Origin of the sequence: Kurthia massiliensis (assembly GCF_000285555.1) — a bacterium.
GTDB classification, from domain to species: Bacteria; Bacillota; Bacilli; order Bacillales_A; family Planococcaceae; genus Kurthia; species Kurthia massiliensis.
On record NZ_HE610996.1, the window covers coordinates 499,264 to 520,572 of the forward strand.

The window sequence follows — 21,309 nt, forward strand, 5'->3', positions numbered from 1 at the left end:
GACAAACTAGGTCTATGCGCCATTTTTTAAAGAAGGACTAAAATAATAAAAACCTTTCTAAAAACGGTAAAATACCGTTTCTAGAAAGGTTTCTTATATCAATTTATCTATGAATAAAGTTGCAATACCTAAATAAATAAGCACACTCGTAATATCATTTAACGTCGTAATAAACGGTCCTGATGCAACGGCAGGGTCAATTTTTAAGCGATGCATGAGCAACGGAATGAGCGTACCGGCAACAGTTGCGACCATAATCGAACAACCGATGGCAACGCCGACTAAAATGCCGAGCATTAACTCGTGCTGCCAGAAAAATACGATGCCAAATGCGATAATGCCACACGTAATCCCCATAATTAAACTCGTTAAAAATTCACGCATCACGAGTTTCATTTTGCTTTCTTCCTCAACGTCCCCTGTCGCAATCCCACGAACCGCAACGGCAAGTGCTTGTGTCCCACTATTCCCAGACGTACCGCCAATGAGTGGAATAAATGCTGCAAGTAGAGCAACTTGCGCTAACGTATCGGTAAACAGGTCAATTAAATTCGCGGTAATCATCCCTAAAAATAGTAAACAAACGAGCCATGGCAAACGTTTTTTCGCTGCTGTAAATGGACTTTTATCGAACGTTTCCATATCAGAGACACCGGCTAATTTCGAATAGTCTTCGCCAGCCTCTTCATCGATAACGTCGATAATATCATCGACGGTAATAATACCGAGCATTTCATCGCGCGAATTGACAACTGGTAATGCGACGAAGTTATAGTCACGCATCACTTGTGCGACGTCTTCTTGGTCATCTGTTACTTTTGCGCTGACGACACGCTCATTTTGAATGTCGCGAATAAGCGTGTCATCGTTGGCGATAATTAAATCACGTAACGAAATAACACCCGTCAACCGACTTTTATCGTCAATGACGAAAATATAATAAATCGTTTCAGCATCAGGTGCTTCATTCCGTAAAATCGTCATTGCTGAGCGAACGTTTGAATTTTCCGGAACGGCGACGTATTCTGTCGTCATTAACGCACCTGCTGTATCTTCTTCATAATGTAATAATTCTCGAATATCTTGTGCAGAATCCGAATCCATCATTTTTAAAAAATGACTCGTTTGATCTTGGTCGAGTTCATTTAAAACGTCAACCGCGTCATCGGCATACATTTCCGACAACATTTCCGCTGCGTAGCTCGGTTCCATTTCTGCAATAAATAATGGATATTCTTCATCATCTAACTCGATGGCCTCAAAAATGTCTGCGAGTTCTTTTGGGGACAAATATTGATAGATGACCTGTCGTATATCAGGCTCCACCTTTTCATAAAACTGGCCTTGATCATATGGGTGAAGGTCTAAAAATTGCGTGCGAAACTGTTTAATGTTCCCTTCATTCAGCGCCGCCATTAAATTGGCCTCATCATACGCTTCATCGTGACGATCTTTCACTTCTTCTGACATATTGTCCCCTCCTCTCGTCTTATTCATCGTTGAACAAAGCTAATACTAACATATTTCAATCTACAAAAAAACAGCATAGAAAATTACTCTACGCTGCCTTCTCGTAATAACTGTTGTAAGTCTTGTGGCAAATCGACTTTCCATGTCATCACGTCATGTGTCAATGGATGATACAAATGTAAATAAACGCAATGTAATGCCTGACGGTCTATGACATCGCGACGCCCACCGTATAACGTGTCACCAATTAACGGATGACCGAGGTGGCTCATATGCACGCGAATTTGATGCGTTCGTCCAGTATGCAATCGCAAGCGAACATGCGTCATCGGTTCACCTTCGTACGTAAAACGTTTTAAGACGCGGTAGTCGGTATGCGCAAATTGCCCGTCTTCGCGTACGGTGCGTTCGATAATACTACCGTCTTTACGACCGATTGGTGCAATGACCGACGCTTCATCCGCTTCGATATGACCGTGAACGATTGCTTCGTACTCACGGTAAATATCGTGTGCCTTTTGTTGTTCACTTAATACGTGGTGCACGTGGCGATGTTTCGCAATGCACATTAATCCAGACGTATCGCGGTCTAGGCGATTCACGACATGAACGGTCGATGGGATGTTGTGTCGTTGGAAATAACCAGCGACAATGCCTGCAACACTACCTTCTAAATGAACATGTGACGGAATCGAACTTTGATACGGTGGTTTGTTCAGTACGAGTATTTCCGCATCTTCGTAGACGATGTTTAACGGACCATCTTCTGGCTGTAGACCGTCGCTTACTTCTTCTCGCGGAAATTTCACGACGACCGTATCGCCTGCACTTAACCGATGACGGACGGTTTGTTCAACGCCATTGACGGTAATTTCGCCACCACGAAATTTAATAGCCGTTAGCGCCTTTTTTGAAATGCCGTAGCTTTGTAGCGCACTTCTAAGTAGTACAGGTGCGTCTACGTGAAACGTAATTGTATAACGATTGTCCATTGTTTAATCCTTTAAATCACTATCGACAAATGAATCGTGCACGCGGCGCCAGAATGGGAACGCTTTATAACGCGCAAAGCGGACTTTTTCTTTCGCAACGCGGTACTCGATTGATTTAACGTTTTTGTGTAATAACTGCACGTGATCGACCGTTACCATAAAGTCCTCTGCTTTTACAGGCTTTAATAGGCAATGGTGATGTGATGGCAAAACGAGCGACGAACCGACTGTACGGAATACGCGGTTGTTGATCGACGCCATTTCAGTAATTTGCAGCGCTTCAAGCGACGGGTGTAAAATCGCACCGCCTAACGCTTTATTGTATGCGGTACTACCAGAAGGCGTCGATACGCATAAGCCGTCACCACGGAAGCGCTCGAAACGACGTCCGTTTAACATGACGTCCATCACAAGTGTCACTTCCGACGATTTGACCGTTGATTCATTGAGCGCTAAATACGTAAAGCTTTCTTCTGAATCACGATAGTTAACCGTCACTTCTAATAGTGGATACTCGCTAATGCGGTACTCACCTTTTGCGATTGAAATGACTAATTTTTCAATTTCGCTCGGTTGCCAGTCCGCATAAAAGCCTAAGTGTCCTGTATGAATACCGACAAAAGCAACTTCCGACAACATATGTGTATAGCGATGGAACGCGTGTAATAGCGTTCCGTCTCCTCCGATTGATAACACGATATCTGGTTTTTCCTCATCTAACTCTAACCCAAAGTCTGTTAAGTAACCGATCGCGCGCTCCATTAATTCATTTGATTGCGGATCGTTGCGTGATTGTACGGCAAACTTCATACATTTTCCCCCTTCTCATTGCCTCCCTTGTCGCGCACGACTGGATTCGAGGCTTCCTTATACTCCGTAAAATAAGCTTGTGCTTCATGAATTTCATCGCGAATTTGAGACATTTCTTCGTCTAAGCGGAAAGCCGCTTCAGCCGCACTTTGTAGACGCTCTGAAATTTCGGATGGAAAAACACCTTTATATTTATAGTTTAATGAATGTTCAATCGACGCCCAGAAATTCATCGCAAGTGTACGAATTTGGATTTCTGCCAAAATCGTCATCTCTCCTTGAATCGTCGCCACTGGGTATTCGACTACGACATGATATGATCGGTAGCCACTCGTTTTCGCATTCGTAATATAATCTTTTTCTTCAACGATTTTTAAATCATGACGTTGACGTAGTAGTTCAAGTACGGTCGGAATATCATCGACAAATTGACACATAATACGCACGCCAGCAATGTCTTGCAGCTCGTGAGCTAAGCGCTCTGATGGCTCAAACACTAAGCCTTTTGATAACGATTTATCATAAATACTCGCAAGTGGTTTCACACGTCCTGTCACAAATTCAATTGGTGACGTTTCATTGTTGCGTTGAAATTGCGTGCGAATCCCTTTTAGCTTAATTTTCAACTCATCAACGGCTTGTTTATAGGGCTGTAAAAATCGATCCCATTGTCCCATGACAAGTCCCCCTAATTCTTAGGCCTCGCTTAAAATGCTAGCAAAGGCTTCCTCCACTGCTTGTGAAAAAGCTTCACCATAATTCGAGTTACCTTCAATATTGTATACTAATCCTTCTAATTCATCGCGGAAGTCGATAAGGACCACTTGCTGATCGCCCCAATGTAGCACGGGATCTTCCGATTTGAGTACGTCAACGAGATATTGCCATACATCTTGTTCGAATAATACGTAGCTATAATGTTCACCATTATCCATTAAATAAATAAACGCATTATTGTCTGAATCTGTAATGATTTGACCAGCAGGTGTAAACGTTCCCTCTGGCAAAGTGTCTAAACGAAATTGTACAACTGACTGTTCTGTCGTTTCATAAGTAGCCTTTAATAAGTTACGCAATGCCTATCTTCCCTTCCATGAATATCCTAATTTATTTTACCATACTCTTCTTGCGTTTTTCACAACAAAGACGGCCTTTTGGCATTTTCCAACGTCGAAAAACAACGTATAATAAAGTTTATGATGAAAGGATGATCTCAAATGTCAAAACAATTAGAAATTGAATTTAAAAACATGCTGTCAAAAGAACATTTTGATGCATTAACGAAAGCCTTTCAATTAACGGACGATGATTTCCATACACAAGCAAATCATTATTTTGATACAGCTGACTTTGCGTTAAAGCAACAAAAATGTGGCTTGCGCATTCGTGAAGTCGCAAACCGCTTTGAATGTACGCTAAAAGAACCCGCGTCAGGCATCGGACTGTTAGAAACGACCGATTTATTAGACGAACAACACGTACGTGACGTCTTAGAAAACAGCGCAACACTTCATGCACCGGAAGTACATGCCCGTCTTGAAGCACGTGGCATTGCCGAAGAAAATTTACAACTGCTAGGTACACTTTCAACGACACGTGCCGAAATAAACTATAAAGGCGGTTTACTCGTACTCGATCATTCTGTTTATGCAGATATTGAAGATTATGAGCTTGAATACGAAGTACCGGACGAACAAGCCTTTGAATCTATTTTCTTAGCATTATTAACGCAATTCCATATTCCGCTACAACCAGCGCAAAAAAAAGTCGCGCGTTTTGTAGCAGCAATGAATCGAAAGCGAGGGATTTAATTGTTAGATATTTCTTCATTACAATCGATGTTGGCGTTACAAACAGGTAATAACTTATCTGATACGACGAGCACAACATCACCATCATTAGACTTTTCATCAATGCTCTCACAAGCATTATCGTCTAATACAGGCTACAACGCGTCACAAACACTTGGATTAACAAGTGGCTTAGCAAGTTTAACGAATACGCCGACGACTTCGAGTACAGCAGGCGCAACAAATTTAACGACTGCCTTCAATCAACTGATGAGCGCTGCGAGCACATTCGCTACATCAGCACAACAATCTGGCATCGACTTATCTTCTATTGCAAATGTGCTAGGCGCGACGAGTGCCCTTTATAACGGGACGACATCGGCTTACACGCCAGCATCTGTTCAATCAAGCGCTTCAGCGACAACACCGACGACTTCGAGTACAACGACGGCAGCGACACCAAGTGCTAGCGATTCAGTTGCTTCAACGTCTTCTGGTCCGACAACACAATATGACGCAATCATTAAAAAAGCTTCTGTCACATATGGCATTCCCGAAAAAATGATTAAAGCGGTCATTAAACAAGAATCAAACTTTAATAACAACGTCACAAGTTCTGTTGGTGCTTCTGGTTTAATGCAATTAATGCCAGCGACAGCATCTTACCTTGGCGTTACAAATCGGAATGACCCAGAACAAAACATTATGGGTGGTACGAAATATTTAAAACAAATGCTCGATAAATACGGCGATTATAAGTTAATGTTAGCGGCTTACAACGCCGGTCCCGGCAACGTTTCGAAGTATGGCGGCGTGCCTCCATTCAAAGAAACACAAAATTACGTGTCAAAAATCATGGCAACATACAACGCCTAAAAACGAAGGAAAATCTACACTATCGTGGATTTTCCTTCGTTTTTTCTTTTATTTCTTCAATGGACAAATGTACGTCCTCCGCATAAAATACCATTTGTTTGAGAAATTGCGAAGCTGTTGCTAAAATGTAGTTACAGCTAAAGCAAAGGAGCATCTTACATGACTCAAAAACCGATTATTCCATTCGAGGAAATTGGTGCCGAAAAACTTTCGGATTTAATCGATTCTTTTTATTCGAAAGTAGCGAAAAATCCAAAGCTAAAGCCTATTTTCCCAGATGATTTAACAGAAACTGCCCGCAAGCAAAAACAATTCCAGACACAATATTTAGGCGGGCCGAATATATATACAGAAGAGCATGGACATCCGATGCTACGCGCACGTCACATGCCTTTCAAAATTACGCCAGAACGCGCGCAAGCATGGCTTGAATGTATGTACGAAGCAATGGACGAAGTCGGACTAGACGGTAAATTCCGTGAAATTTACTACAAACGTCTCGTACTGACTGCACACCATATGATTAATGCTGAGGATCCAGACGAGGAGGTATAATAGTGACAAATGCACAATTTGTGACCGATCAAGTAGCCGTAACAACTACTTCCCTCAATAAGCCAATCGAACTTTATGTATTTGTAGATTTGCTACACCCAGGTAGCTGGCAGCTTCAGTCAACGATCCGCCGTCTACAAGTGCGTTATGGACATTATTTTACATTACGTTTCATTTTAAGTACGGAACTTACATCGCTAAATACCGCTTGCCAAAAATTAAGCAACTTACCGAATGAAGCAGACTTAGTCGACGTATCACACCCGGTCTTACCTTCTATCGCTGTCAAAGCTGCTGAATTGCAAGGTAAAAAGGCAGGTTACCGTTTCTTAATGAAACTACAAGAATATGCGCTCATCAATGAAAAAAACGTGTGCGCATGCTCTACATTAAATGAAATTGCAGAACACTGTCATCTAGATATGACAGAATTCCAATCAGACTTCCGATCAATGGAAGCGACACGCGCTTTCCAAAGTGATTTATGTGTAACGCGTGAAATGGAAGTAAACGAAGTGCCTAGTTTTGTTTTCTTTAATGAAAACATTGAAGATGAAGGATTAAAAGTGTCTGGCACGTATGACTTCGACGTCTATGAGCATATTTTAGAAGAAATGCTTGATGAACGATTAATGCCAAGTACACCACCGACATTAGAAAAACTATTCACATGCTATCCGACGCTTTCGACACAAGACGTCGCAGCGATCTATGATATTTCGGAAAAAACAGCAGAACGTGAACTAAAAAAACGCATGCTACAGCAAAAGGTACGACGTCTTAGCTGTGATAGTATTGCTTTATGGCAAATGAAATAAAAAGACTCGAGCGCACATACGCTCGAGTCTTTTTGTATATTTTCATAACATTTTTTTAACAAAAAATAAAATGAGTGCTCTACGAGAGTCACTCATTTTCACAAAGGGGATGGGAGAAATGTTCACGTTCAAACAAAGGGGTGTATGTTTGTTGTGATTTATTTCACGAGTATTACTTTAGCATTTAATCGTTGATATAGCAACGTTTTTAGGACATGTTCACAATTAAGACATAAAGTAAACGCTTACATTACATCGGCATTCAACTTTGATTACTTCTATAAATCATTTATATTTTAAATGCACATTATTTATACATAAATCTGTTAATGATTGATTTTTCTAAATTTTCTTTAACATTTTTTTGACGCCAAAAAAATGAAAATAAAAGTGTAAACTGTTATATTTTTTATGCTTTTTCATATTATACAGTTTTCTTTTTACTATACCCGATATAAAAAGGACAAATCACTTTTGAGGTGATTTGTCCTTTTTAAGAGCGTATTCTTTTTTACGAAACACGAATTACACATTGATTTTTGCCGGTATTTTTTGCTTCATACAATGCTTCATCTGCTTTATGAATAAATGATTGAACTTGTACAAAATCATCTGAATCGTCCATTAAGTAACCACCTATACTGAGCGTCACAATTTGATGTTCATTGCGTACATGCTCAATATGCGCTTCAGCAATAGAAGCGACGAGATGATTCCCTAATCGCTCTAACGCCTTTATAGTCGTTTTAGGCCAAATAATGGAAAACTCTTCCCCACCGTATCGTGCAAAAATTGAATCGCTCGGCACATTTTTTTTCATTTCATCCACGACACGTTGTAATAGTTGGTCTCCTTTTACGTGACCGTAGTAATCGTTATACTTTTTAAAGCTGTCTAAATCAATCATTAATAAACCGAGTGGCAATCGTTTTTCTTTCGCTTCATCAAAATAAGCTTGGATTTGAATATCGAACGTGTGACGATTCGCAATACCTGTCAAAGCATCACGCCATGCGAGCTTTTCTAGTTGCTCGTTTGCTACACGTAACGCATCGGTACGATCTTGAATTTTTTGATCGAGTGACAAATTTAAGAGCATTAATTCATTGTGTAATTGAAGCGTTTTTTCAAAGTTATAGCGATATTTCCAACTAAGTACAAACACACCGAATAATGCGTATAGCGCCATAATAATTTGTAAAAGCATCGGTCGGTCTAATACGAAATAAACGACAATCATATCGTGTAAGCCTGCTACAAGCAATAGTACGATGCCGATTAAATGTGCAAAACGACTTTTGCGTAATTGTAGTCGTTTTCGAATCCCCTGAATAATAAACGAGATAATCGTTAAGAAAAAGATACTAATCGGTACTAAAAATGTATATTGATAAATCGCTGGATCTGTCGTTAAAATGATGACCGTTTGAACCGCAAACATTACGTAAATGAGTCCGCTAAGGAATTTTACCCGCTTCGGTTGAATGATCATTTTTAATAAAATAAATACGAAGAAAAATGAAAAGATCGAACCTAGTGATTCAATTTTAGAGGCGACAAGCCACGGCACGTCGATAACGGTTTCTGCATAGTTAAACGGTCGGCCGAAGAAAGCGCGAATCCCAATTGTAAAACATAATAACGCAAATGGGAAAGCTGTTCCTCGCGTTCGTTTAAACGAACCGATCAACAACGAAAAAATCCCAACAGCACAAATGGCACCGCTAAGGAAGAAGTGGAATAACACCGTCGTATAATGTCGCTTCAACATTTCTTCTGCAGGGCCTACTTGAATTTTTTGCGTAAAGCCCCCGCGCTTCGAATGATAATTCGACAGTTGCATCACGATATAAATTTCTTTTTCATGAAAAGTACGCGAGCTTAATGATGGAATGATAACAGGCTTCTGTTTTTCTTTTGATGTTTCAACCTTCCCGTTTTCAATCAATAATTCGTCATTCACGTAGAAACGATAATTGCCATATTCAAATGGAATGAAAAAAGCGATTTTCTTTCCGATAAGTTCATCGGGAATTGTCAGTTTTGAAATATATGTACCGTACGTTTTTTCTGTTCCGTAACGATCTTCGAAAACATCTGGTATCGTAACAGGCGTACCCTTTTTATATGTTTCAGCCGCATGTTGTGGCTCAATTAATTGTTTGTTTACATATGTCCATTGCAGCGTCGTATCTAATTGATCAATAGATGTGCCATATTTAGAAGTGACAAGAAACGGATTTTTCCACAATACGATACTAATAACAATTAAAATGACCGTACATAGTGCAATCATCTGTTTTTTCATCTAAAATACATCTCCTTATTTTACAACGCAAATTTACTGAATTATTATAGCACTCCCCCAAAACAAATAATATTTTCATGCTTCATTACGACATTTAAGCACACAAACTATCTTTTTCTATAATGGATGAAGCAACAAAAAAGGCCTCTTTTGCAAGAGACCCCTTTTGTCGTCATTTATTTTGTTAGTAATTGTTCTAGTTCAGCTAAACGTTCTTCGAATAAATCGAACGCTGCTTGGATTGGTGCTGACGATTCCATATCGACACCTGCTGCACGTAATACGTTAATTGGCGTATCTGAGCAACCGGCTTTTAAGAAGTTGTTAATGTAGCGTTCAACGGCTACATCGCCTTCTTCTAAAATTTGTTTGCTTAATGCAATCGCTGCTGATTTACCAGTCGCATATTGATATACGTAGTAGTTGTAGTAGAAATGTGGAATACGTGCCCATTCGCGACCGATTTCTTCATCGACTACCATATCTTCACCGAAGTATTGTTTGTTTAATTCATAATAAACATTTGTCATCGCTTCAGCTGTTAATGCTTCACCGCGTGCGTCCATTTCATGAATTTTATGTTCAAACTCAGCAAACATTGCTTGACGAACAATCGTACCACGAACACCTTCTAACCAGTGGTTTAACACGTAAATACGGATTTTTTCGTCTTCAATTGTTTTTAATAAGTACTCTGTTAATAATTCTTCGTTACAAGTTGAGGCAACTTCAGCAACGAAAATTGAGTAATCGCCGTATACGAACGGTTGGTTGTTGCGTGTGAAATAGCTGTGTACACTATGACCGAACTCATGCACAAGTGTGTACAAGTTGTCTAAGTTGTTTTGCCAGTTCATTAAAATGTAAGGGTTTGTACCGTATGTGCCTGAAGAATAAGCACCACTACGTTTCCCTTTCGTTTCGACAACGTCTACCCAACGGTTGTCACGCGCTTCTTTTAAAACGTCCGTATATTGCGTCCCCATCGTACCGAGCGCTTGGACCATCGTATCGAATGCATCATCGTATTCGATTTCATATTTTGCTTCTTTGACAAGTGGTGTGTAAATGTCCCACATATGTAGTTCATCGACGCCTAATACTTGTTTACGTAAGCTAATGTATTTGTGTAAAGTCGGTAAATTTTTGTGGACGGTATCTAATAATTGATCGTACACTTTTTCAGGAATTTGATTATTGCTTAACGCTGAATGACGCGCTGAATTATATTTACGAATACGCGCTGACACGTTATGTTTTTTCACATTCCCTGTTAATGTCGTTGCGAACGTATTAATGAATTTACCGTATGTGTCGTACATCGCACGGAAAGCACGTTCACGTGTTGCACGGTCTGCACTTTCTAAAAAGTGCACGTAATTGCCGTGTGTCAGTTGTACTTTCTCGCCATTTTCATCTTCAATGACCGGGAATTCTAAGTCAGCATTATTCAACATACCGAACGTATTTGAAGAAGCACCTGTCACTTCGCTCATTTGCGCAAGTAATGCTTCTTGTTCTGCTGGTAAGACGTGTGCGCGTTGTTGTTTTAATTCATCTAATTCTACTTTGTAAAGACGTAGCGCTTCGTTTTCAGCTAAATAGCCGTCTACTGTTGCTTCATCTAATGATAAAATTTCAGGCGTTAAATATGAAATGCTCGTTGAAGCTTTCGCAAGAAGCGTTTTCGCACGGCTATCCATCGCTTGATACACACTGTTTGTCGTATCTTGGTCATAGCGCATATGTGAATACGCATACAAACGGCTTAAGCGTTCGTATAATTCATCACGGTATTGTAACGCTTTTAACATCGCGTCCGCACCGTCTTTTAACGTACCTTCATATTCACTTGCCGTCGTGCTTAATGCTTCTACTGCTTCATACTCTGCATCCCACGCTTCATCTGTTGCGAAAATATCTTCTAAGCGCCACGTTTTTTCAACGGGTACTTCTTCACGTGTAGGAATTTTCTTTGTCTCTGTCATTATAAAATCCTCCTATTATTTCGCATTCCTAAATAATTTTAGTTAACGTTATTTTCTCAATTTTCACGTTTAATTGCAACAAATTGGGCATATAACAAGTCGTTTTGTGTTTCTTTTTTCATATGCAATTTTTTTAAAAACGTATGATAAGCTCGTACTTTCGTTTCAGCGACTGGATAATGCGCTAAAAATGCTGTCATACGGTTTGGATAATACGCATAGTAATAAACCATTTGCCATTCGAGCGCAAAATCATGTTCATGTTGAAAATCGGTCGGTACGCCGATAAACGGTGGTAATTGTGTTAACGTAAGTCGATGATCATACGCAAATTTCAATAGTGAATCTTGAACGCCTCGCCTATAGCGAACGTAATGTTGAATCGTCCGCGTGCGGTACGCTTGCCAAATGTCCATATATCGTTGGAACTCTTCATACGTCAGTAGCTGTGGCTTACGAAATGGCCACGTTTGAAGCGTAAGTGGTAATGTCGCGATTTTCGCTAAAAATGTCGTCTTTGACATGTGGACGAGAGATGTATAGTACATAAATCGTTGGGTCTCTGGATGATACGCGATGAGTGTATCATTCTTAATATATTTTTGAACATCATAACAGAGCGAAATACGTTGAATACCATTTGGCTTTGGCGTACGATATGGAATCCATAACGGGTTCAGACCGATTGTCGCATAGCCTGCATTGCGTTCGTCAAACCGTTGTTGCGAGAGACGGCTATATTGAAATTCAATGGCGATATCGTCATATAAAATATCTGGACGTTGTTGAATCGTCGGAATGTAAGCTTCTAATTGTGGATTGCCGATGCGTTGTAGCCAATGAAAGAGTTGGCTTTTCCCGATTAAATGTGTCGCACTTTCACGTTCAGAAAATGCACTATGACACGCTACATCACGCATATGGGCAAAGTGAGGAATATTTTTCGTACCAATTTTGAGGTGGACGGGTGATCGGCACGCTGGGCAAAAAAACTGTTTTTGCTTACGTAATTGTTTTAATGCATGTCGATCATCGTTGAGGGATAATTGAATTAATTGCTTGTCGTTCGTCAATGCGACGAGCATATACATCACCTCAATGATATTGTAAAAATATGGTGCATTTTACGCAACAAAAAAGCAGTTAAGTTCCCCTTAACTGCTCTCCATTAAAAGTATTTACGTACTGTGTTAAACGCATCTTCTGCGATAATGACATTCGCGTATTCTTCTAATACGTGAATCGTCGTATTCGCTTCTTTTGCACATTCTGTTACGACGCTTAAAAGATCTAGGCGTTCATCTTTGTCGCCGTCTTCTTCAAAGCCGATATATAAATAATATTGATTGTCTTGTTCGAATACAATGCTTTCAACGTTATCTGTATGTGGTAAGCGTTCCGCAATATGAATTAAATCATCGAATTCTTTTAATTCGAATACAAATTCAAATTGTGATTCGCCGAAGTTTTCTTCTAAGAAATCGTCCAGTTCTTTTGTGTTATGTTGGTCTAAATCGAATAAGCCTGGTAGGCCTGGTGGCAATTTTCCTGGTCCAAATGGTAAGTCCTCTAAGCCTTCTTGTGTTAGTTTAGCAGTCGTTACTGTCATTTCAAGACCGATCTCTTTCGCTACAACTTGAATCCAAAGAGGTCCATCAATTTCAAATTGGTCCTCTTCGCTAATCTCGTCCATCATAACCCAAAAGAGTTCCTCACCTTTATCGCGGTTATACCAGATGTCATCCTTCGTAAAACCTCGATCTTCAATATCATTATATGAAATGAAAAGTTTCAGTGTGTTTTCGTTAATACGTTCAATATCCATATTACACAACTCCTTTCGGTTACTCCTTATAGAAGATGGGGCGTCAAGTATCCGTCTTCGAAGTATAATTATCTCTATTGTAATTCGTTTTCCTTAAAAAAGAAAAGAAAAAGTTTCAGAAGCTACAAGAAACAAAAAGCAGCTAGGAGGAATACCCCTAGCTGCTGAAAAGGCGTTTTTTAGTTGACCATTTTTTGTGCTTCTTGTAATTGGTAAGCACGTACTTTACGAGGTAAGAAACGACGAATTTCGTCCTCATTGTAGCCAACTTGCAAGCGTTTTTCATCTAAAATAATCGGACGACGTAATAGTCCCGGATTTTCTTGAATTAGTTCGTATAATTGATTTAACGGTAATGTTTCTAAATCAACGTTTAGTTTTTGGAAGATTTTTGAGCGTGTAGAAATGATTTCATCCGTACCATCTTCTGTCATACGTAAAATTTCTTTAATTTCACTAATGCTTAGAGGTTCCGCAAAAATGTTGCGTTCTGTATATGGAATATCATGTTCTTCTAACCATGCTTTAGCTTTACGACATGAAGTACAACTTGGTGATGTAAATAATGTTACCATCATGTTCAAACACATCCTTTCAAAATGTGTAACCGAATTATTAAATTAGAATTAATCTAATCAAGAGGTCTAACCTCATTATACAACAACTTTAATACTTTGAATATAGGATATTTTAAATTATTTTATTTTTAATGTTAAAAGTATTTAAATACTGAAAAAAGTTTCATTTTACCATTTTTTAGTGGAATTAAAAAATCCCTACGCTACTATTGTTCCCTTTCTGATAAGCCTTTAAACCTAATTAATTGATTTTTTAATTCTCAATTAGAACATGAACAATGAAAAATTTCTAACTTTTTATTGCTACTTATCATACGTTTTCTAAATAAGAATTGTTTCATTTTTTTCGAAGTTGCTTCTTTTTACTCATTGTAGCACCATTCATACGTTGATGAATCGGTCAAATGAATGATGTTGTGTTTTAAAAATAGCTGTATTATAATGAAGGCAATATTGAAACGAAGACGAAGAGTAGTATACGTAGTTCGCATGTTCAGAGAGTCTGTGGTTGGTGGAAACAGATCTTGCCCTACGTAGAATGGACTTCCGAGTTAGCTTAGTGAACTAGAGTACCTAAGCTCGTTCCTCACGTTAAGAGGTTGAGTGGTCGATTTATCGACAAGCTTGGGTGGTACCGCGGATTACAAACATCATTCGTCCCTATTATAGGGAGCATGATGTTTTTTTATTTGAGGAGGAAATTTCATGGCAAAACGTATTTTTTCTGGTGTACAACCAACTGGCGTCATCACATTAGGCAACTACATCGGCGCAATCAAACAATTCCCAGCACTACAAGATGAAGGTGAAGCAATTTACTGTATCGTTGACCAACACGCAATTACAATTCAACAAGATCCGAAAGAGCTTCGCGAAAACATTCGTAGCTTAGCAGCAATGTATATCGCTGTCGGCATCGACCCTGAAAAATCAATTTTATTTATCCAATCAGAAGTACCTGCCCACGCACAAGCTGGCTGGATGTTACAATGTGTGGCGTCTATCGGTGAATTAGAACGTATGACACAATTCAAAGATAAATCAGCAAAAGCAGCTGGCACGAACGAAACAGTGCTTGCAGCGCTATTAACATATCCACCGCTAATGGCAGGCGACATTTTACTATATAACACGTCTATCGTTCCTGTTGGCGAAGACCAAAAACAACATATCGAATTAACACGTGACCTTGCTGAGCGCTTCAACAAACGTTACAAAAAAACGTTCAAAATTCCAGAAATCGCGCTTCCTAAAGCCGGTAAACGTATTAAATCACTGCAAGACCCTACGAAAAAAATGTCTAAATCAGATACGAATACGAAAGCAACGATTCGCCTATTAGACACACCAAAACAAATCGAGAAAAAAATCAAATCTGCAGTGACAGATTCTGAAGGTATCGTTCGCTACGATAAAGAAAACAAACCAGGCGTTTCGAACTTAATTGATATCGAAGTCGCATTATCAGGCAAAACGACAGAGGAAGTCGTTGCGAAATATGAAGGCAAAGGCTACGGCGACTTTAAAGCTGGCGTTGCACAAGTTGTCATCGATCATTTAACACCGATTCAAGAACGCTACTACGCGTTAATCGATTCTGAAGAATTAGATCGCATTTTAGACGAAGGTGCTGCAAAAGCAAACGCGATCGCTAATGAAACAATTCAACGTATGGAAGACGCAATGGGCTTAGGCCGCGGCCGTCGCTAATACATCGAGAAGTCTACAATATGTAGGCTTCTTTTTTTTGCAAAAAAAGAAGCACTGCGGCGGGCAGTACTTCTTCGAAGAGTAAGGGTTGTTCATTATGCTTCGTATTTTTTAAACAGTAATGTCGCGTTATGACCACCGAAGCCAAACGAGTTGCTTAACGCATAGTTCACGTTCATATGACGTGCTTCATTTGGTACGTAATCAAGGTCACATTCTTCTGCTTGGTTTACAAGATTCATCGTTGGTGGTACGATACTTTCTTGAATCGCAAGCGCAGAGAAAATCGCTTCGATACCACCAGCAGCACCGAGCATATGACCTGTCATTGATTTCGTTGAACTTACAGCTAGTTTCTCAGCGTGTTCACCGAATACTTGATGAATCGCTAACGTTTCGAGCATATCGTTATAATATGTACTCGTGCCGTGCGCATTAATATAGTCAACTTGATCTGGTGTAATGCCTGCATCACGCAATGCTTGTTCCATTGAACGAATCGCGCCACTACCATCTTGTGCCGGTGCTGTAATATGATACGCATCACCTGACGCACCGTAACCGACGATTTCCGCGTAAATGTGTGCGCCACGAGCTAACGCAAATTCTAGTTCTTCAAGAACGAGCACGCCAGCGCCTTCTCCGATGACGAAACCATCGCGGTCTTTATCGAACGGACGGCTCGCTGTTGTCGGGTCATCATTCGTTGAAAGTGCCGTATTCGAGCAAAAACCAGCGACTGCAAGCTCGGTGATTGGTGCTTCTGCCCCGCCAGTAATCATTGCGACCGCATCGCCACGTTCAATCACTTTGAACGCGTCACCGATTGAGTTCGTCCCTGTTGCACATGCGGTTACCGTACAAGAGTTAATTCCTTTTGCGCCAAGGAAAATTGATACTTGTCCCGCTGCCATATCTGGAATCATCATCGGTACGAAAAATGGACTGACACGACGAGGACCTTTTTCTGTTAAGTTTTTATATTGTTGTTCAAATGTTTCCATACCACCGATACCTGAACCGAGCCATACACCGATGTCTGCTGCGTTGTCATCGTTAATGTCTAACTTCGCATCTTCAACAGCTTGCTTTGCTGCGGCAATCGCATAATGTGTAAAGCGGTCCATTTTACGCGCATCTTTTTTCGGAATGTACGCTTCGATATCGAAGTCTTTCACTTCCGCAGCTACTTTCGCATTGAATTTTTCACGGTCAATGCGTGTCAGTGGGCCAACACCTGATTGCCCATTGATCACCGCTTGCCAACTATCTTGTACGCTATTGCCGACAGGTGTTATAGCACCCATCCCTGTAATTACGACACGTTTCTTCATCATTTCGTTCCCCACTTTCACGTTATTTCCCCCATCTCATTGCAATGGCACCCCACGTTAAGCCGCCACCAAAGCCGACTAACACGAGTAAATCATCATCATGAATATTGCCATTTTCTAATTCTTCTACGAGCGCATTACCGATTGATGCAGCAGACGTATTGCCATATTTCGCAATGACTGACGACATTTTTTCTTCCGGTAATCCAAGTCGTTCACGCGATGCATTCATAATACGTATGTTCGCTTGGTGCGGAATGAGTAAGTCGACATCTTCTTTTTGAAGACCTGCTTTTTCGACAACTGTGAGCGCAGATTCCCCCATTTGACGTACTGCAAACTTAAACACTTCACGACCATTCATAATAATGTGACCGTTGTCATCTTCGTATAAATGTTTGCCGCCAGCACCTTTTGCACCGAGGTCGAATGCTAAAATACCACGACCGTCTGACACTTTACTCATGACAGCTGCACAGGCCCCATCTCCGAATAAAACGGCTGTATTTCGGTCTGACCAGTCAGTAATTTTCGATAGTTTTTCAACACCAATTACTAACACATAGTCATATGTATGTGTCGCGATAAATTGCTGTGCCGTTACAGCGCCGTACATAAAACCTGCACATGCAGCCGAAATATCCATTGCAGCAGCATTCGTCGCGCCGAGTTTATCTTGTAGTATCGTTGCTACCGATGGAAAAGGTCGGTCGGGCGTCACCGTTGCGACGAGGATTAAGCCTAACTGCTCGGGTGAAATCCCCGCATGTTCAATTGCTTGCTTTGCTGCCTCGTATGCCATATCTGACGTATCTACATCATCCGCGGCAATATGACGCTCCTCAATTCCTGTACGTGTACGAATCCACTCATCATTCGTATCAACCATTTGCTCTAAGTCAAAGTTCGTCAATACTTTTTCTGGTACGTAGCGTCCTACACCGATAAACCCTACATTCATATCATAACCACCTTTATCATCATATATTAGTACTTGGTCATAATTATAGATAATAATTTCATAAATTGCAACTACTGTTCAAAAGCACTCACAAAATTGCTTCTTTTAATTCAAAAACGCTATTTCAATGCGTCAGTTAGATATGGTATGATAATACAGATAGAATAGTAACTAGAGGTGAAAACAAAATCATGAGATACATTTTCTTAGTAATCTGGTCTGTTATTTTAGTATCTGTATTGAACTACGTCGTTAGTGCAATCAACAACGCTGAAACAATCGATTGGACTCAAGGCTTAATCATGTCATTAGTATTCGCTGTATTATTAATCATTGTTGACACAGTGATTCCAAGCAAATCACCAAAAGCAATCGGTCACGACGAACACTAATACATGAAATAAAAAAGACCTTTCCACATGTGGAAAGGTCTTTTTTGTGTTGATTTATTGAACACGCACGTTAGCCACGTCACCATCCATATAGACGGTCATCGTAGCACCCGGTAACGTATCACCACGTAGTAATTCTCGTGCAACGACTGTTTCGATATGACGTTGAATAAATCGACGAAGTGGTCGTGCCCCGAATGCCGGGTCTACCCCTTCTTTAGCGATCCATGCTAACACGTCTGGTTCAATCGTTAACGTAATTTCTTGTGCTGCTAAGCGATTCGTTAATGATGCTAAATATTTTTCTGCGATTTTCACGAAGTGTTCACTCGTTAACGAATGGAACATAATGATGTCGTCTAGACGGTTTAATAGCTCTGGTTTGAAATGTTGTTTTAACTCAGCCATCACTAAATCTTCCGTCGCATGCTCATTTGATTCATTCATTTCAAGTAAATAATGTGAGCCTAAGTTCGACGTCATAATGACAACGGTGTTCGTAAAGTTCACCGTACGTCCTTGACCGTCTGTAATGCGGCCATCATCTAAAATTTGTAGTAAAATGTTGGCAACATCTGGATGTGCTTTTTCAATTTCATCTAACAATACGACTGCATATGGGTTACGGCGAATTTGCTCCGTTAACTGGCCACCTTCTTCGTAACCGACATAGCCTGGAGGTGCCCCGACTAAACGAGAGACGCTATGTTTTTCCATATACTCACTCATATCAATACGGATAAAATGATCTTCCGAATCGAATAATTGCTCTGCGAGTGCTTTCGCTAATTCTGTTTTACCGACACCTGTTGGGCCGAGGAATAAGAACGAGCCAATCGGTTTATTCGGATCTTGAATCCCCGCACGCGCACGCCATACCGCTTCCGTCACAAGTTTGACCGCATCATCTTGACCGATGACACGTTTGTGTAAAATGTCGCCTAAAGCGAGTAATTTTTCGCGTTCACTTTGCAACATTTTCGTCACCGGTACACCCGTCCAACGTGAAACAATCGTTGCGATTTCATCTGATGTTACATCTTCACGTAGTAAACGTGTTTCGCCTGTTGCGGTTAATTGTTGCTCTAGCGCTTCTAATTCTTTTTTCAATTGTGGAATTTCACCGTGGCGTAAAACAGCTGCTTTGTTTAAATCATACTCGGCTTCTGCTTTTTCAAGTTCGTTACGTTTTTGGTCTAACAATTCACGTTTTGCTTGAATGTTTTGCAGCGCTTGTTTTTCTTGTGTCCATTGATCTTTCATTGATTGTGACGATGATTTTAATTCGTTTAATTCTTTACGTAAGTTTTCTAAACGTTTTTCCGATGCGGCATCTGTTTCTTTCATCAATGCTTGTTCTTCAATTTCTAGCTGCATTTGACGACGTGTCACTTCATCTAGCTCTTGTGGCATCGAGTCAATTTCTGTACGAATCATTGCGCACGCTTCGTCAATTAAGTCAATCGCTTTGTCTGGTAAAAAACGTTCTGTTAAATAGCGATTTGATAGCTCTGCTGCCGCAACGATAGCACGGTCATGAATTTTTACAGCGTGGTGTAATTCAAAACGTTCTTTTAAGCCACGTAAAATCGAAATCGTATCTTCGACAGACGGCTCACGCACGAGCACTTGTTGGAAACGACGTTCAAGCGCTGGGTCTTTTTCGATATTCGTACGGTATTCGTCTAACGTTGTCGCACCGATACAATGTAATTCACCGCGCGCAAGCATCGGTTTCAACATGTTGCCTGCGTCCATCGAACCTTCCGTTTTACCCGCACCGACGATTGTATGAATTTCATCGATGAATAAAATGATACGACCGTCCGCTTCTTTTACTTGTTTTAACACACCTTGTAAACGTTCCTCAAACTGACCACGGTAGCTTGCACCTGCAATTAATGCACTCATATCAAGCTCATAAATTTCATGGTCTTTTAACCCTTCCGGAACATCTCCTTTAACGATACGTTGTGCTAATCCTTCAACGATAGCCGTTTTACCGACACCTGGTTCACCGATTAATACCGGATTATTTTTCGTTTTACGAGACAAAATACGAATGACGTTACGAATTTCTTCATCACGACCGATGACCGGGTCTAACTTGCCTGCTTTTACTGTTTCATTTAAATTACGACCGTAAGCTTCTAACGGATTTTTATCTTGTTCATTGTTCATTTTCATTTGCATAAATAAGTCCAACTCCTTTGTCGGATAAGTGTCTTGATAGTTTGACTATCTTTGACCTTTGATTGATTTCATTATAGTACCGCTTTTTCAGAAATTCAAGCGATACGTTTGACCTTTTTTGATCTTTACTCACTCGCTATATCATACGTTTAATGACGAGAGAAGTTTCACTTTTCTATTCCCTATTCCATACAAAAAAGACGCACCAATATGGCACGCCTTTATTATTTATGATTTGATCGTATGAAATTTTTTATTTTTCAGTTCAAGGACGACATCACATGCATTCGCGATATCTCGTTCATGCGTAATAACGATCACACATTTTTGTTGTTCATGTGCTAGCTCCGCAAACAACTGAATCATTTCTTTTGAATTTTGTTCATCTAAATTCCCTGTCGGTTCATCGGCAACGACGAGTTTCGCATCACAACACATCGCACGAACGATAGCGACACGTTGCTGTTGCCCACCTGATAAATGTTGGACGTTCTTTTTCGCCATTTCTTCAAAAATACCGACACGCGCTAACATTTCAAGCGCGTACGCTTTACGGTCCGTACGTTTTGATTTCGTAATTTCTAGCGCTGTGACGATATTATCGACCGCAGACATGTACGGTATTGAACTACCCCCACTTAGCCGTCCTTCGAACATTGCTTGAAGTGGGAGATTCCTACGAACAGTGCTTGCTTGTTTCCACTTATCC

Annotated in this window: 20 protein-coding genes and 1 other annotated feature; of the genes, 6 read left to right on the forward strand and 14 right to left on the reverse strand. The window is 40.3% G+C overall.

What is annotated here, in order from left to right; translation table 11 throughout:
- Positions 1-93: 93 nt before the first annotated feature.
- The 5 genes from mgtE to KMHG_RS02880 form a co-directional block, all read right to left on the reverse strand.
- Positions 94-1,470 (reverse strand): magnesium transporter, encoded by a 1,377-nt coding sequence (mgtE, locus tag KMHG_RS02860; protein ID WP_010286736.1) that lies wholly within the window; start codon positions 1,468-1,470, stop codon positions 94-96.
- Positions 1,471-1,553: 83 nt separating this feature from the next.
- Entirely contained in the window at positions 1,554-2,462 is a 909-nt protein-coding gene (locus KMHG_RS02865; RefSeq protein ID WP_010286738.1) for an RluA family pseudouridine synthase, read from the reverse strand.
- A 3-nt stretch (positions 2,463-2,465) separates the two neighbouring features.
- Positions 2,466-3,272: an NAD kinase gene (locus tag KMHG_RS02870; RefSeq protein WP_010286740.1), complete on the reverse strand. Its 807-nt coding sequence runs from the start codon at positions 3,270-3,272 to the stop codon at positions 2,466-2,468.
- On the reverse strand, positions 3,269-3,949 hold the full coding sequence (yjbM, locus tag KMHG_RS02875) for a GTP diphosphokinase (RefSeq protein WP_010286743.1): 681 nt from the start codon (positions 3,947-3,949) through the stop codon (positions 3,269-3,271). Before yjbM ends, KMHG_RS02870 begins: the two co-directional genes overlap by 4 nt.
- A gap of 18 nt (positions 3,950-3,967) precedes the next feature.
- On the reverse strand, positions 3,968-4,348 hold the full coding sequence (locus KMHG_RS02880; RefSeq protein ID WP_010286745.1) for a UPF0738 family protein: 381 nt from the start codon (positions 4,346-4,348) through the stop codon (positions 3,968-3,970).
- Positions 4,349-4,489: 141 nt separating this feature from the next.
- On the opposite strand from KMHG_RS02880, the gene KMHG_RS02885 reads away from it, so the two are divergent.
- The 4 genes from KMHG_RS02885 (at position 4,490) to KMHG_RS02900 (ending at position 7,311) form a co-directional block, all read left to right on the forward strand.
- A complete protein-coding gene (locus tag KMHG_RS02885) occupies positions 4,490-5,083 on the forward strand; it encodes a CYTH domain-containing protein (protein ID WP_010286748.1) in 594 nt (197 codons plus the stop codon).
- Entirely contained in the window at positions 5,084-5,938 is an 855-nt protein-coding gene (locus KMHG_RS18280; RefSeq protein WP_010286750.1) for a lytic transglycosylase domain-containing protein, read from the forward strand.
- Positions 5,939-6,097: 159 nt separating this feature from the next.
- On the forward strand, positions 6,098-6,493 hold the full coding sequence (locus KMHG_RS02895) for a globin domain-containing protein (protein ID WP_010286752.1): 396 nt from the start codon (positions 6,098-6,100) through the stop codon (positions 6,491-6,493).
- A gap of 2 nt (positions 6,494-6,495) precedes the next feature.
- Positions 6,496-7,311 carry a DsbA family protein gene (locus KMHG_RS02900; RefSeq protein WP_010286753.1) on the forward strand — a complete coding sequence of 272 codons (816 nt, stop codon included), beginning with the start codon at positions 6,496-6,498 and terminating at the stop codon, positions 7,309-7,311.
- Between the two features lie 511 nt (positions 7,312-7,822).
- Here KMHG_RS02900 and KMHG_RS02905 read toward each other — a convergent pair.
- The 5 genes from KMHG_RS02905 to spxA form a co-directional block, all read right to left on the reverse strand.
- Positions 7,823-9,619 (reverse strand): sensor domain-containing diguanylate cyclase, encoded by a 1,797-nt coding sequence (locus tag KMHG_RS02905; protein WP_010286754.1) that lies wholly within the window; start codon positions 9,617-9,619, stop codon positions 7,823-7,825.
- Positions 9,620-9,795: 176 nt separating this feature from the next.
- The gene (pepF, locus tag KMHG_RS02910) at positions 9,796-11,607 is read right to left on the reverse strand and encodes an oligoendopeptidase F (protein WP_010286755.1); all 1,812 of its coding nucleotides are present in this window, start codon (positions 11,605-11,607) and stop codon (positions 9,796-9,798) included.
- Between the two features lie 56 nt (positions 11,608-11,663).
- Complete coding sequence (locus KMHG_RS02915) at positions 11,664-12,692, reverse strand: competence protein CoiA (protein WP_010286758.1); 1,029 nt, start codon at positions 12,690-12,692, stop codon at positions 11,664-11,666.
- A gap of 83 nt (positions 12,693-12,775) precedes the next feature.
- On the reverse strand, positions 12,776-13,432 hold the full coding sequence (mecA, locus tag KMHG_RS02920; RefSeq protein ID WP_010286765.1) for an adaptor protein MecA: 657 nt from the start codon (positions 13,430-13,432) through the stop codon (positions 12,776-12,778).
- A gap of 179 nt (positions 13,433-13,611) precedes the next feature.
- Positions 13,612-14,007 carry a transcriptional regulator SpxA gene (gene spxA / locus KMHG_RS02925; RefSeq protein WP_010286768.1) on the reverse strand — a complete coding sequence of 132 codons (396 nt, stop codon included), beginning with the start codon at positions 14,005-14,007 and terminating at the stop codon, positions 13,612-13,614.
- Positions 14,008-14,462: 455 nt separating this feature from the next.
- Positions 14,463-14,675, forward strand: a binding site (T-box leader).
- A 40-nt stretch (positions 14,676-14,715) separates the two neighbouring features.
- Between spxA and trpS the strand changes: the two genes are divergently transcribed.
- On the forward strand, positions 14,716-15,720 hold the full coding sequence (gene trpS / locus KMHG_RS02930; RefSeq protein WP_010286770.1) for a tryptophan--tRNA ligase: 1,005 nt from the start codon (positions 14,716-14,718) through the stop codon (positions 15,718-15,720).
- A gap of 95 nt (positions 15,721-15,815) precedes the next feature.
- Here the strand turns inward: trpS and fabF are convergent, their stop codons facing one another.
- Entirely contained in the window at positions 15,816-17,057 is a 1,242-nt protein-coding gene (gene fabF / locus KMHG_RS02935; RefSeq protein WP_010286772.1) for a beta-ketoacyl-ACP synthase II, read from the reverse strand.
- A gap of 19 nt (positions 17,058-17,076) precedes the next feature.
- The gene (locus tag KMHG_RS02940) at positions 17,077-18,015 is read right to left on the reverse strand and encodes a beta-ketoacyl-ACP synthase III (RefSeq protein ID WP_010286773.1); all 939 of its coding nucleotides are present in this window, start codon (positions 18,013-18,015) and stop codon (positions 17,077-17,079) included.
- Positions 18,016-18,206: 191 nt separating this feature from the next.
- Here KMHG_RS02940 and KMHG_RS02945 point away from each other — a divergent pair, with 191 nt between their 5' ends.
- Positions 18,207-18,407 (forward strand): YjzD family protein, encoded by a 201-nt coding sequence (locus tag KMHG_RS02945; RefSeq protein WP_010286775.1) that lies wholly within the window; start codon positions 18,207-18,209, stop codon positions 18,405-18,407.
- Between the two features lie 54 nt (positions 18,408-18,461).
- On the opposite strand, the gene KMHG_RS17275 is transcribed toward KMHG_RS02945, so the two are convergent.
- Both KMHG_RS17275 and KMHG_RS17280 read right to left on the reverse strand, forming a co-directional pair.
- Positions 18,462-20,600: an ATP-dependent Clp protease ATP-binding subunit gene (locus KMHG_RS17275; protein ID WP_010286781.1), complete on the reverse strand. Its 2,139-nt coding sequence runs from the start codon at positions 20,598-20,600 to the stop codon at positions 18,462-18,464.
- 228 nt (positions 20,601-20,828) lie between these two features.
- The coding region (locus tag KMHG_RS17280; protein WP_147608064.1) for an ATP-binding cassette domain-containing protein at positions 20,829-21,309 on the reverse strand (481 nt) is incomplete at its 5' end.

What these genes read in the sequence shown, in the direction of transcription:
- mgtE (WP_010286736.1), bottom strand. Translation starts at nt 1,470, where the DNA reads ATGTCAGAAGAAGTGAAAGATCGTCACGATGAAGCGTATGATGAGGCC.
- KMHG_RS02865 (WP_010286738.1), bottom strand. Translation starts at nt 2,462, where the DNA reads ATGGACAATCGTTATACAATTACGTTTCACGTAGACGCACCTGTACTA.
- mecA (WP_010286765.1), bottom strand. Translation starts at nt 13,432, where the DNA reads ATGGATATTGAACGTATTAACGAAAACACACTGAAACTTTTCATTTCA.
- KMHG_RS02895 (WP_010286752.1), top strand. Translation starts at nt 6,098, where the DNA reads ATGACTCAAAAACCGATTATTCCATTCGAGGAAATTGGTGCCGAAAAA.
- KMHG_RS17275 (WP_010286781.1), bottom strand. Translation starts at nt 20,600, where the DNA reads ATGCAAATGAAAATGAACAATGAACAAGATAAAAATCCGTTAGAAGCT.
- spxA (WP_010286768.1), bottom strand. Translation starts at nt 14,007, where the DNA reads ATGGTAACATTATTTACATCACCAAGTTGTACTTCATGTCGTAAAGCT.
- yjbM (WP_010286743.1), bottom strand. Translation starts at nt 3,949, where the DNA reads ATGGGACAATGGGATCGATTTTTACAGCCCTATAAACAAGCCGTTGAT.
- KMHG_RS02870 (WP_010286740.1), bottom strand. Translation starts at nt 3,272, where the DNA reads ATGAAGTTTGCCGTACAATCACGCAACGATCCGCAATCAAATGAATTA.
- fabF (WP_010286772.1), bottom strand. Translation starts at nt 17,057, where the DNA reads ATGATGAAGAAACGTGTCGTAATTACAGGGATGGGTGCTATAACACCT.
- trpS (WP_010286770.1), top strand. Translation starts at nt 14,716, where the DNA reads ATGGCAAAACGTATTTTTTCTGGTGTACAACCAACTGGCGTCATCACA.
- KMHG_RS02915 (WP_010286758.1), bottom strand. Translation starts at nt 12,692, where the DNA reads ATGCTCGTCGCATTGACGAACGACAAGCAATTAATTCAATTATCCCTC.
- KMHG_RS02885 (WP_010286748.1), top strand. Translation starts at nt 4,490, where the DNA reads ATGTCAAAACAATTAGAAATTGAATTTAAAAACATGCTGTCAAAAGAA.
- pepF (WP_010286755.1), bottom strand. Translation starts at nt 11,607, where the DNA reads ATGACAGAGACAAAGAAAATTCCTACACGTGAAGAAGTACCCGTTGAA.
- KMHG_RS02940 (WP_010286773.1), bottom strand. Translation starts at nt 18,015, where the DNA reads ATGAATGTAGGGTTTATCGGTGTAGGACGCTACGTACCAGAAAAAGTA.
- KMHG_RS02945 (WP_010286775.1), top strand. Translation starts at nt 18,207, where the DNA reads ATGAGATACATTTTCTTAGTAATCTGGTCTGTTATTTTAGTATCTGTA.
- KMHG_RS02905 (WP_010286754.1), bottom strand. Translation starts at nt 9,619, where the DNA reads ATGAAAAAACAGATGATTGCACTATGTACGGTCATTTTAATTGTTATT.